Origin of the sequence: Rhodohalobacter sp. SW132, from assembly GCF_003390325.1 — a bacterium.
GTDB lineage: Bacteria > Bacteroidota > Rhodothermia > Balneolales > Balneolaceae > SW132.
In genome coordinates this window covers 227,645-239,504 of sequence record NZ_QUOK01000006.1, presented here as the reverse complement: position 1 = coordinate 239,504, position 11,860 = coordinate 227,645, and the positions used below count along the sequence as shown (strand labels likewise).

The following is an 11,860-nucleotide window of genomic DNA, read 5'->3' as shown; positions in this document are numbered from 1 at the left end:
ACCTTAGTAATTCTCTCTTTGACGGCGACGCTCTTCCCGTACACTCTTCTTAAGCGCTTCACGGCGCTCTTCGGAAGGTTTGGTGTACTGCTGGCGATCTTTATACTCGTTCAAAAGCCTTGAGCGTGTAACCATCTTTTTGAAGCGGTTAATTGCGCGGTCAATGCTTTCGTTATCTTTTACGTTAACTCCTATCATATCTTATATATAGTTTGTATTTATTGACAGATCCCAAATATAGAGAATATTTCAGCTTTATAACAGTCCTGAAGAATAAAAAATTCGGTATCTTTTGCATGCCGGATTTGCAATACCTCCCAACGCTTAGAATGCATCATTTAACGCGATTTTTTAAATTTCGAATTTAAATAAAAAAGCAGGCTTGAATACGCTTATCAGTACATTTCGATCTCTACTCACGGAACCACGACAGGTTATCGACTCTTTTCTGAATGATAACAGGGGCACGTTCATGCATCCGTTTCTTTTTTGTTTGATAGGTGGCGTGATTGTGGTACTGCTGAACACCATTTTTGTAGATTTCAGTGTTGATCCCCAGGTGGATGAATCGGTCGCGGATAATGAAAATTTGCTCCGCCTGACGGAGTGGACCCAGATTGCATCCGTTCGGGCAGCTACCCAGTTTTTGCCTGTTTCAATGATTTTTGTTCTGATTTTGTCACTTTCAGTAGGCGGACTTATTTTTCTTAAAGGTAAGACCGGTGGGTTTTATGATCATATCGTCATTAACAGCTATGCAGCTGGCGCTTCATTTTTTGTGTTACCTCTGCTGATTCCGGTCTGGATTTTCTCGGGTCAGTCTCTGCTCGATCCATTCCTGAACTCCACACTTCCCGCGATGGTGGCGGCCGGAATCATGCTCTGGATCTATCGCCATTATTTCAGCGTAGATTCATTTATGGACTGGATTCGAATTCTATCCGCCTATATCACCGGATATGTGATCTACGTGATATTGATTGGTTTTCTCTCCGCGGTTGTGGGCTACATGCTCTTTGCGGTTGAGCGCCTGACGGAAATCTCGGGTTAAACTATCACACACGGTTCAGATGATAGCGCAGCGGTATTTCATAATCCAGCGCGCCGATACCAAAAAGTGCGTAATCGTACCGGGCGGGATCATTTGGGTTTAAAACTGCGAGAGTTTCAGTGAGCTGGTTTACAGTTTGCCAATCGTTTGATCGGCGGGTTATCAAACCGAATTTTCTTGCCTGCCGGGCCACATGAACATCCAGTGGAATGAGCAGCTCAGATTCCGGCATAAATGACCAGATACCGGTATCCACCGGGCTGTTTTTTCTGATCGTCCATCTCAAAAACATATAAAGACGTTTACAGGGACTGCCTTTTTCCGGGTTTGAGATGTGTTTTCTCGTTCTCTCTGCAAAATCAGAGCTGAAACTGAAAAATCGTTCATTGAATATCGCGAGAAATGGACGGTTTTGTGATTTACCCGTTTCGTAACACTCTCTCCAAAACGATTCAAAGTCATCATACCGGCTGTAGATGGCACGGAGCGCCAGAACCAGTCCGTGGATATCGATCGGCTTAAACGTTCGATGTTTGAACGAGCTGAAGCTGCTGAAATCTTTTTGGCTGTAATGCATCACAAAATCGTACGGCTGATAGTCCATTCTCCGTAAAAGCTGATCCACTTTTGAGACGACGATATCACGCCTTCCCCAAGCCATTGTTGCCGCGAGAAACCCGGCAATTTCGCGGTCTTTTTTTTCCTCAAACGCATGCATAAACTGAACAGGATCGTGTGGAATGTAATCAGGTTGTTCTACTCGATCGTTGATTTCGTCCAGCAGCGGTTTAAGTTCAATCAGCGCCTTTCGTGAACGTTTTCGCAGGGGTGATTTGGGTTTCATCCTCTTGGGTTGCCTTCAGGAATGCCTTCTTCATCGGACTGCAGCTTTTCAATCAAAACGGTATTCGCTTTTGGAAACGGATATTTGCTGATTTCATCCGGTGATACCCACTTCAATTCAGTACTTGAATTGGGAGCCGGATCACCATCTTCTATTGTACACCAGTAGGCGTGCAAAGTAATTTTAAAATGAGAGTAGGCATGTTTGAGCTTCATCAGCTTCCGGTTGACCCGAACCTCAACCCCAAGTTCTTCTTTAAGTTCTCTTTGTACAGTTTTTTCGATGGATTCACCGTTTTTCTGTTTTCCTCCGGGAAACTCCCAGAGTCCGCCAAGCATGGCATCATCAGGGCGCAGGGCGATGAGCAGATTTTGATTTGAATCGGTGATAATGCCCACTCCAATTTGGTGATGCGGCACTTTCTTCGCCGGGGATTTATACGGTATGGATTCAGTTTGAGCAGAGTTGTATGCAACGCAGCCGGTTGAAAGCGGGCACGCATCACAAGCCGGATTTTTTGGTGTGCAAACCGTAGCACCAAGTTCCATCACCGCTTGATTAAAATCACCGGGCTGATTTTTCGGAATAATTTGATCGGCAAGTTCCTGGATCTCCTTTTTAACGGCAGATCGGCGTACATCGTCCCGGATTCCAAAATAGCGGCTCATCACGCGGATTACGTTCCCATCAACAACGGCTTGTTGTTCGTTAAACGCAATACTGCTGATAGCCGCCGCAGTATACGGGCCGATCCCTTTCAGTTTAAGCAGGTCGTTATAGTTGTCGGGAAAGTTTCCATCAAGCCGGTTAACTACATCTTTTGCAGCGTGATGCATATTTCGCGCACGGCTATAATAGCCCAGACCTTCCCATAGCTTCAAAACGGTTTGCTGATCTGCTGATGCGAGTTCGTAAACGGTTGGGAAGGCATCGGTAAATCGGCGGTAATAGGGAATCACCGTATCCACACGGGTCTGCTGCAGCATTATTTCCGAGATCCAGATCCGGTATGGATCGGATGTATTGCGCCACGGCATTTCGCGTTTGGCCAGAGAGTACCAGTCAAGCAGCTGATCGGCGGGAAATTCTGTCACTGAGAATCGATCACATTTTCGATTTCAACTTCATCGGTTTCTTCAACTTCAACCACACGCAGCTCGAATTCCTGTGATGCTGCAGCTCCAAACTGGTCGGTTGCAATCACGCGAAACGTATGTGATCCGACCTGCCGAATGTTGGGTGTCCAGCTGAAGAGGCCGGTTTGCTCGTCCAGTGATGCACCTGATGGAAGATCAACGCCAAGATAGCGGATCAGGTCGGGGTGGGTGCCGTCGGGGTCGAACGCCGAGATTTTCTGTTCGAACTGTTCATCAGCTGGCAGAGTTTGCGGACGTGTGGGGGTAAATCGCGGAGGTGAGTTAAACGGACGCACATCCACGGTGAATTCCATTTGGGTGCTTTGCCCCGCTGGTGTCGTTGCTGTAACCGTGAGCGGATGTCTGCCGGTATCAGAAGCTCCCGGCTGCCAATAGATAGAATTTCCGCGAACCCGGATATTGTTAAATCGGCTGTCTACGCTGAAGGTGATATCAGATACATTTCCGTCGTATCCTTCTACTTCAAGCGGCAGAAGCAGAGGTTTAGGGAATGGTATCGTTACGGTTTCGATCTGAGAAATCATAAATCGGTCAGCCTGAGTACCAGAGCTGGACTGCGCGGCGCGGCCGGTTTCTACAGCACGGATGACCGGAAACAGTGAACTGTATTCGGAAACATACAGGCGGTTTTTACTAATAGTAAAGTGATTTCCGGCACGTCCGGTCTCTTTCCAGCGCGTTAATTCACCCCCGAGTTCACCGATCCAGAGTTGATTGTTTTCATTCCGTACTACAACCTCATCATTCCAAAATCCAAGATTTGTAACTCCCGACTCCACATTATTTTGATGTCTTGTTCGGCCATCAGAATTGATCAGAAAAATATCACCGTCTTCTGAAGTTCCGATAAGTTCGTTATCTGTATAGAAAATTCGGTTTGCCCGGTTTGAAAGATCCACGCTTTGCTCGTGAATCAGGGATTCATCACTTGAACTGTGGCGGTATATATCCACCCGGGAGTTATCGCTCAAAACGTATAAAACTCTGTTTTCATCCGTTGCAAGATCGTTTACGCTGCGTCCTTCAAGTCTGTCCGGATCCACTCTTTCGGGATCAGTGTCGACAGATTCCGGAGTTTGAAGGCTTAATGTACCAAGTGTTCCGTTTGCCATCACAATATAAAGGTTGTTACCTACGCGGCGTGTTGTGACGGGGGTTTCCGGCAGTACAGTGGATGAGTAAACTCCCAGCACGGAAGTGGGTTCAATTACGGTTAGCCTGCGGCCATTGCCATGAAGGTAGGCAAAACGGATATCAGCATGGAGCTGATCACCCCGCCGCTGCATGCCGGTTGAAGAGTAAAGATATTGCAGGGAGTCTTCATACGTTCTGAAAACCACCAAGCCCTCATCTTCTGATAATACGTACAGATGAGTGGGTGAGCTTTCAATATCGAGAATACCAGGGATTTCAAGCTCGTTTGTTATATCGTGGTTCCATTGAGCATTTGAAAGACCGGGTATAAGGATCAGGGTAACAAGTAGAAACAGGACCGTGGATGTATATTTCATAAAAATCAGAGCCAGTTATTTTTTTTATACCAGTGGAGTGTGCGGGAAATCCCTTCTGCGAGAGATACATTTGGGGTATAGCCCAGTTCACGTTCCGCTTTCTCGTAGCTGCATGTCCACTCCAGGATCATTTCACGAGCTTTTTCACGGTTTACAACGGGGTATGAACCAAATAATGATGCAGTTGTTTCTATAAATCCGGCAACTTTTTTTACTATGCCCGGATTTAGCTTCAGGGACATGCTTTTTTTACCCATAACAGTATCACAAATTTCCTTGATCTCATTCCAGCAGGTGATTTGTCCGCTGATGAAATAAGTGGAGATTCCTTTTTCGTCACGTGCAGCGGCTTTTTCAATGCCCTGTACAATGTCCGATACATAAACCATGGAGAGTTCCGGTGATGTCCCGTCACCTACGATCGGGGCGACCCCATATTTCATGATTTTAAAAAGAGTATAAATCTGATCTTCTCGCGGGCCATACACTGCAGGCGGACGCAATACCTTTACCGACATGTCGGGGGTGATGCACTCTTTAATTAAACCCTCCATCTCTTTTTTTGATTTACCATACATGCTCACCGGAAGCATAGGGTCTGATTCGGTTCTTGGAGTACCGTTACTCGGACCGACTGCTGCAAGGGAAGAGAGAATTACGATGTTATGAACGCCTTCACGCGCAGCCAGGCGGATCAGATTTTCAGTAGCATCCACATTCGCATGAAAGAAATCTTTTTTAGTCGGCGCAGATACAACTCCTGCCAGGTGAAAAATCACATCAACGTCAGAAAGGGCATTGGAAATCGCCGGAATGGAGTGGAGGTCGCCTTTAACTTTTGTGAATGATTTGCCTTCCAGCCATTTATCAGACGAACGGACCAGGCATTTTACCTCGGAATATTCATCGGAGGCGATCAGGTGATCAGCCAGATGACTTCCAATAAATCCTGTGCCTCCGGTAACAAATGCTTTCATTTAATTGTATATTGTGTGGATATAGAAAATCTGTTTTTATCACAGATAAAGAAGATACGAAGTTGAACACTGCATAGAAAACTGCATGAGTAATTTGAAGGTTGCTCTTTTTACCGGCAATTACAACCACATCAGAGATGGGGTATCCCTCACATTAAATCGTTGGGTTGACTATCTGATACAGTCGGGAGTAGAGGTATTAATATTTGGCCCTACCATAGATGAGCCGGCGCTTGATCATGCCGGAACACTGGTGCCTGTCCCGTCAATTGAAGCCCCCGGCCGGCCGGAATACCGGGTAACTATTGGGTTTCCTTCGCTTGAGAAAAATCGTCTTGAGGAGTTTGATCCAGATATTGTTCATATCGCAACTCCGGATGTTTTAGGCTTTAAAGCACTGAAATGGGCGCGGGATCATAATAAAATTCTGGTTTCCTCTTATCATACCCATTTCACAAGTTATCTGAAGTATTATAACCTACAGTTTGCCGAGTCATTGGGCTGGTCCTATTTACGATGGTTTTACAGTCACTGCAGCCAGATCTATGTGCCCACCCCGTCAATGGCCGATGAACTGCAGCTGCAAAATATTGGTCAAAACGGAAATGAGCTAAAAATTTGGGCAAGGGGTGTTGATACCAATCAGTTTAACCCGGGCCGGAGAAGTGACGACTGGAGAAAAGCTCACGGATTCAGCGATGATGATGTTGTGATAACCTATGTATCACGACTGGTATGGGAAAAAAACCCGGCGCTGTTTGCTGAGGTTGTTCGCAGTCTTGAACTCGACAACAGTAACGTACGTTCTGTAGTTGTGGGTAACGGACCTGCATTTGAAGAGATGCAGCAGATGCTGCCTGATACCGTTTTTACAGGCTTTTTAACCGGTGATGAACTCGCTACGGCATATGCCAGCAGCGATATATTCTTTTTCCCATCTGATACGGAAACATTCGGTAATGTTACTCTTGAAGCGATGGCAAGCGGATTGCCTTGCCTGGTAGCCGATGCAGCCGGAAGCCGAACCCTCGTGCAGCATCAGGAAAACGGTTTTCTGGTACCGGTAGAAAACATTGATCTGTTTTTGGAGTATGCCGGAAAACTTGTGAATAGTGATGAACTGCGAAAACAGATGGGGGAGAGATCCCTGGAAAAATCACAGGAGTTTACCTGGGAGAAAATTAACAGCAGTCTTTTAGAAAATTATTACAGTTTAGCAGAAGAAGGTAATTCGTGAAAATTTTATACATCTCACATCTGCACCCGCCGGATGGCGACCCGATGGAAAGTATCGGCGGGATGCAAAATGTAAGCATTCAGCTGATGAACACTCTCATGGAGCGAGAAGATGTTGAACTTGAGACCATCTTGTTAAAAACATCATGGAGAGGAATCGGGTTGAAAACTTTTTTTTTCCTTGTGAGTTTATTGTGGAAGATTCCCGGTGTATCAAAAAAGTTCAAACCGGATGTAATTCTGTTTTCTTCTATGGTGACGGCCGGAGTGCTGCCGTTTATGCTAAAAAAACCTGAAGCACCTTGCGTCACCATTAATCACGGCCAGGATGTAACGCTCCCCATTTTACCGTATCAGATTTACCTGCCGCAAGTGTTCAAAAAACTTCAGGGGGTAATATCGGTCTCCTCTGCCACAAGACATGAGTGTATAAAAAGGGGAATGGATCCCGCTATTGGAGTCGTTCTGCCCAATGGTTTTATTAAGGAGTCTTCAGGCGATGAAATAGACAGGACAACAGCACGGCAAAAAATTGAGCAGGAGTTCGGAGTGGACCTTACAGACAGATTTCTGCTTCTGAATGTTGGGCGGCAGGTTAAACGAAAGGGGCACCAGTGGTTCATCGAAAATGTGCTGGATAAAATTAAAAGTGATGTTATACTGCTTTTAATTGGAGAGGGACCTGAAACAGCAGAAATTTTGAAGGCGAAAGAATTGAGCCGGCATAATGCTAAAATTGTGGTGGCCGGACGGCAACCTGATGAAATCTTAAACGCCGCATACGCAGCCGCTGATCTTTTCGTTATGCCAAACATTCCGGTTGAAGGTGATATGGAAGGTTTTGGAATTGTACTTCTTGAAGCCAACAGCTCGGGTGTACCGGCAGTTGCTTCAAACCTGGAAGGGATTAAAGATGTAATTGAGCAGGGCGTAAATGGGTACCGGGTGCCTGCCGAAGATCATGATCAGTTCGCCCTAAAGATCGATAAGGTTCTGAATGATGAACTTTCGGCTTTATCTGAACGATCTAAACAATATGTGACAGAAAAGTTTAGCTGGGATTTTGTTATTTCAAAATATTTAGATTTTTTAGATAGTGTAAGGAAGAGGTAATCATATTACTTCGTTGTTAATTTGATGGAACCTTAATAGTCGGTATATTTGTTGGTTACAAAAGTTTAATATAAGATTATGTAATGAGTCAATCTGGAGCCGATACAGAGCAGCACCAAAAAATATTTAAAAAAGCGTACGACTTTACCAAAGCCGACGAAATTAAAGAGATGGGTTTGTACCCTTATTTTAAGCCTTTACAGGCAACAGATGGTACAACAGTTCAAATTGAAGGCCGCGAAGTTATTATGGCCGGATCAAATAACTATCTCGGTCTGACCAACGATCCAAGAACGATTGAAGCAGCTAAGAAAGTACTTTCTGTTTATGGTACAGGATGCACAGGTTCCCGGTACCTGAATGGTACCCTCGATCTCCATCTTGAACTTGAGGAGAAGCTGGCTGAATTTATCGGCAAAGAGTCCTGCGTGCTTTTCAGTACGGGTTATCAAACAAATGAAGGATCTATTCAAACGATCGCCGGAAGAAATGACATCATTTTTTCAGACCGGGATAACCACGCCTGTATTGTTGTAGGTACACAGGCATCAAATGCCAAAACGGTACGATATCGTCACAATGATATGGATCATCTTCGGGCACAGCTCGAAAAAGCGGATCCCCAGGCAGGAAAAATTATTGTGACGGACGGTGTATTTTCGATGTCTGGAGTGATTGCTGATGTACCCGGACTTGTATCGCTTGCCAAGGAGTTTAATGCAGGGCTCTACCTCGATGATGCCCACGCCATCGGTGTAATCGGAGAAGGTGGAAGGGGTTCTGCCTCCGTATTTGGATTAATCGATGATGTAGATCTGATCAGCGGAACATTCTCAAAATCGTTTGCATCACTTGGCGGTTTTATTGTGGGCGATCGTGAAGTGATTGAGTATATACGTCACCACTCTCCTGCACACATTTTCAGCGCAAGTATGCCACCGGCAAATGTAGCTACCGTGCTGAAATCACTCGAAATTCTTCAGGAAGAACCATGGCGCCTCGAACGGCTGGAGGAAATCTCCAACTATATGCGAACCGAACTCAGAAACCTTGGTTTTAACGTCTGGACAAGCCAGACCCCGATTATTCCGGTTGTGATTGGTGATATGTTCGACTGCTTTAAATTCTGGAAAGCCCTGTTTGAAGAAGGAGTGTATTCCAATGCAGTCGTTCCGCCTGCTGTACCACAAAATCAGGCACTTCTGCGAACAAGCTACATGGCCACCCACACAGACGAGCATCTCGACCAGATTTTGAGTGCATTCCGAAAAGTGGGAATAGACAGGGGAGTCATTGATCAAAACGGACATTCACTGATTGAACAATCCTGACCGCGGTGGAAAGTAAAAAAAGCACAGACGCCGTAACTGTTGTAGAAACGAAAAGTGAGAAGTCCAGTTTTCTAGAATTCCCATATTCACACTATAAAGAAGATCAATACTGGGTTCCTCCGCTGAAAATCGAACAGAAAAAACTGATCGATACAGATAAAAACCCTTTTTACAACAATGCGGAGATTGAGCTTTTCCTGGCCTACCACAACGACAAGCTTGTTGGAAGGGTTGCAGCAATTATTGATCACAGGTACAATAGGTATCACAATTCTAAAACCGGTTTTTTTGGATTTTTTGAGTGCATCAACAGGGAGCAGACTGCTGCATTGATGTTCAGAATCGTGGAAGACTGGTTAAGATCTCGTGGCATGGAAGAAATTCTGGGGCCAGCGAATCCCGGTATGATGGATGAAATAGGGATTTTGGTCAAAGGATTTGCAAAATATCCATCCATACTGATGCCTTATCATAAAGAGTATTACGATCCGCTTTTGAAATCTGTTGGCCTCGAAAAAGCGAAGGATCTTTTTACATACGATGTGAACCAGGATAATGTCAATCGTGAACGGATGAACAGGGCTGTTGAGATTGTGTCTAAACGATTGCCCGACATAAAGATTCGTAAAATTCGACTGAAAAAAATCAAGGAAGAGATAAAGATCATCCAGGAAATTTTCAATGCCGCCTGGAAAAATAACTGGGGATTTATCCCGCTCAGTGAAGAGGAGTTTGATTACCTGGCGAAAGATCTGAAAGCTATTGTGGATGAAAACTACGCACATATAGCTGAAATTAAAGGGCGGCCAGTTGCTTTTTCGGTAGCTCTGCCCGACTACAACCAGGTATTCAGGGATATGGACGGTACCCTGTTCCCAACAGGGATCTTCAAAATTTTATGGAATCGCCGAAAGATTACAAAAATTCGCACGGCGCTGATGGGAGTTTTACCAGAATACCAGGGGAAAGGGATTGACGCACTTCTGCACCGGGAATCTATCGAAAATGGATTGATAGATAACCGATACGCATCAGAGATTGGATGGATTCTGGAAGATAATGTTCAGATGAACAGAGTTGCGGAAAAAATTGGCGGTGAACACGATAAAACCTACCGAATGTACACCAAATCATTGCTTTCCTGAGGACCTCATTTTTCTGATTGAACGGTAAAAATCATATATTCAGGTACTGACTACAACCTGAATAAATAATTCAATCTGATGAGTGAATACCGAGTAGAAAAAGATTCCATGGGCGAAGTTCGCGTCCCTGCCAAAGCGTACTACGGAGCCCAAACCCAGCGGGCATTTGATAATTTCCCAATCAGTAATCTTACATTCAGCAGGGAGTTTATTTCTGCACTCGGCCGTGTGAAATCGGTTGCAGCAAAAGTGAATGCTGAACTGGGCCTGCTTGATGCCGGTATTTCAGAAGCGATACAAAAAGCGGCAAAAGAAGTCATTGACGGTGCATACGATCACGACTTTATTGTAGATATTTTTCAAACCGGTTCCGGTACTTCATCAAACATGAATGCCAACGAAATCATAGCAAGGCGGGCGAATGAACTCTACTCAGGCTCAGAAGGGCCCGTGCACCCCAACGATCACGTAAATTTTGGTCAAAGTTCTAACGACGTAATTCCCACTTCTATCCGTGTGGCGGCCGTACTTGCCGTGAATGAAGAATTGATTCCCGCCCTGAAACATCTGCACAAAACACTTACAAAAAAAGGCAGTGAGCTCAAGCACGTTGTAAAAACCGGGCGAACTCACCTGATGGATGCTATGCCGGTGACCATCGAACAGGAATTCAGCGGGTATGCGCGGCAGATTGAGCTCGGAATAGAACGGCTTGAATCTGCATTAAAACGAATGAGGGAACTACCCCAGGGTGGTACTGCTGTTGGTACCGGAATTAATACAGATCCCAAGTTCGGAGCCGAATTCGCAAGGGAGATGTCAGATCAAACCGGGATCGATTTTTCGGAAGCCAGTAACCATTTTGAGGCTCAGGCCACGGTTGATGCACCAGTGGAGCTGAGTGGTCAGCTAAAAACAATAGCCGTTGGACTGATGAAAATCGGAAATGATTTCCGCTGGATGAATTCCGGACCAAATAGTGGTTTGGGCGAAATTCAGCTGGAAGCACAGCAACCAGGATCCTCGATTATGCCGGGCAAAGTAAATCCTGTTATTGAGGAATCACTCACAATGGTTTCTGCACAGGTAATCGGAAACGACGCAGCAATTACCGTGGGCGGACAGGCAGGTAATTTTGAATTGAATGTGATGCTTCCTGTCGTCGCTCATAACTTACTCGAATCCATTCGAATTCTGGGTAATGCAGCTGCAAATTTTGCGGATAAGTCTGTGAAAGGGTTTATTGTAAAAGAAGAGCAGATCAATCAGATGGTTGGAAAAAACCCGATCCTGGTAACTGCACTGAATCCGCTGATCGGATACGATAAAGCCGCAAAAATTGCTAAAAAAGCATATGCCGAAAACCGGGCAGTTCTGGAGGTGGCAAAAGAATTAACCGATTTAAGTGAAGAAGAACTAAGCAAGGCTCTTGATCCGTTAAATATGACAAAAGGTGGGTTTGTGGATTAAAAAAGCGGTTTTATTAAAAAAATCT

At 45.1% G+C, this 11,860-nt stretch carries 11 protein-coding genes; 6 read left to right on the top strand and 5 right to left on the bottom strand.

Annotation, left to right across the window (positions count from 1 at the left end; genetic code table 11):
- Positions 1 to 3: 3 nt before the first annotated feature.
- Entirely contained in the window at positions 4 to 198 is a 195-nt protein-coding gene (gene rpsU / locus DYD21_RS13155; protein ID WP_116037453.1) for a 30S ribosomal protein S21, read from the bottom strand.
- A gap of 184 nt (positions 199 to 382) precedes the next feature.
- On the opposite strand from rpsU, the gene DYD21_RS13150 reads away from it, so the two are divergent.
- Positions 383 to 1,051 carry a DUF3667 domain-containing protein gene (locus tag DYD21_RS13150; RefSeq protein WP_158607287.1) on the top strand — a complete coding sequence of 223 codons (669 nt, stop codon included), beginning with the start codon at positions 383 to 385 and terminating at the stop codon, positions 1,049 to 1,051.
- A 4-nt stretch (positions 1,052 to 1,055) separates the two neighbouring features.
- On the opposite strand, the gene DYD21_RS13145 is transcribed toward DYD21_RS13150, so the two are convergent.
- From DYD21_RS13145 to DYD21_RS13130, 4 genes are read right to left on the bottom strand one after another with little or no spacing between them, the layout of a single operon-like run.
- Entirely contained in the window at positions 1,056 to 1,895 is an 840-nt protein-coding gene (locus tag DYD21_RS13145; RefSeq protein WP_116037451.1) for a TIGR02757 family protein, read from the bottom strand.
- The gene (mutY, locus tag DYD21_RS13140) at positions 1,892 to 2,989 is read right to left on the bottom strand and encodes an A/G-specific adenine glycosylase (RefSeq protein ID WP_233505543.1); all 1,098 of its coding nucleotides are present in this window, start codon (positions 2,987 to 2,989) and stop codon (positions 1,892 to 1,894) included. The genes DYD21_RS13145 and mutY overlap by 4 nt, the downstream gene beginning before the upstream one ends.
- Positions 2,986 to 4,563 (bottom strand): putative Ig domain-containing protein, encoded by a 1,578-nt coding sequence (locus DYD21_RS13135; protein ID WP_116037450.1) that lies wholly within the window; start codon positions 4,561 to 4,563, stop codon positions 2,986 to 2,988. The genes mutY and DYD21_RS13135 overlap by 4 nt, the downstream gene beginning before the upstream one ends.
- A 5-nt stretch (positions 4,564 to 4,568) precedes the next feature.
- Entirely contained in the window at positions 4,569 to 5,540 is a 972-nt protein-coding gene (locus DYD21_RS13130) for an NAD(P)-dependent oxidoreductase (protein ID WP_116037449.1), read from the bottom strand.
- An 85-nt stretch (positions 5,541 to 5,625) separates the two neighbouring features.
- Here DYD21_RS13130 and DYD21_RS13125 point away from each other — a divergent pair, with 85 nt between their 5' ends.
- From DYD21_RS13125 to DYD21_RS13105, 5 genes are all read left to right on the top strand, one after another.
- On the top strand, positions 5,626 to 6,777 hold the full coding sequence (locus DYD21_RS13125) for a glycosyltransferase family 1 protein (RefSeq protein WP_116037448.1): 1,152 nt from the start codon (positions 5,626 to 5,628) through the stop codon (positions 6,775 to 6,777).
- A complete protein-coding gene (locus DYD21_RS13120) occupies positions 6,774 to 7,889 on the top strand; it encodes a glycosyltransferase family 4 protein (RefSeq protein WP_233505542.1) in 1,116 nt (371 codons plus the stop codon). The genes DYD21_RS13125 and DYD21_RS13120 overlap by 4 nt, the downstream gene beginning before the upstream one ends.
- 83 nt (positions 7,890 to 7,972) lie before the next feature.
- Positions 7,973 to 9,220, top strand: a complete 1,248-nt coding sequence (locus tag DYD21_RS13115) for an aminotransferase class I/II-fold pyridoxal phosphate-dependent enzyme (RefSeq protein ID WP_116037447.1) — start codon at positions 7,973 to 7,975, stop codon at positions 9,218 to 9,220.
- A gap of 5 nt (positions 9,221 to 9,225) precedes the next feature.
- Positions 9,226 to 10,365, top strand: coding sequence for a hypothetical protein (locus DYD21_RS13110; RefSeq protein WP_116037446.1), 1,140 nt, complete (start codon positions 9,226 to 9,228; stop codon positions 10,363 to 10,365).
- A gap of 78 nt (positions 10,366 to 10,443) precedes the next feature.
- Positions 10,444 to 11,835 (top strand): aspartate ammonia-lyase, encoded by a 1,392-nt coding sequence (locus tag DYD21_RS13105; RefSeq protein WP_116037445.1) that lies wholly within the window; start codon positions 10,444 to 10,446, stop codon positions 11,833 to 11,835.
- Positions 11,836 to 11,860 lie beyond the last annotated feature (25 nt).

Bases quoted from the DNA above. Each gene is read 5' to 3' on its own strand.
- DYD21_RS13130 (WP_116037449.1), bottom strand. From the start codon at position 5,540: ATGAAAGCATTTGTTACCGGAGGCACAGGATTTATTGGAAGTCATCTG.
- DYD21_RS13105 (WP_116037445.1), top strand. From the start codon at position 10,444: ATGAGTGAATACCGAGTAGAAAAAGATTCCATGGGCGAAGTTCGCGTC.
- DYD21_RS13115 (WP_116037447.1), top strand. From the start codon at position 7,973: ATGAGTCAATCTGGAGCCGATACAGAGCAGCACCAAAAAATATTTAAA.
- rpsU (WP_116037453.1), bottom strand. From the start codon at position 198: ATGATAGGAGTTAACGTAAAAGATAACGAAAGCATTGACCGCGCAATT.
- DYD21_RS13135 (WP_116037450.1), bottom strand. From the start codon at position 4,563: ATGAAATATACATCCACGGTCCTGTTTCTACTTGTTACCCTGATCCTT.
- DYD21_RS13145 (WP_116037451.1), bottom strand. From the start codon at position 1,895: ATGAAACCCAAATCACCCCTGCGAAAACGTTCACGAAAGGCGCTGATT.
- DYD21_RS13125 (WP_116037448.1), top strand. From the start codon at position 5,626: ATGAGTAATTTGAAGGTTGCTCTTTTTACCGGCAATTACAACCACATC.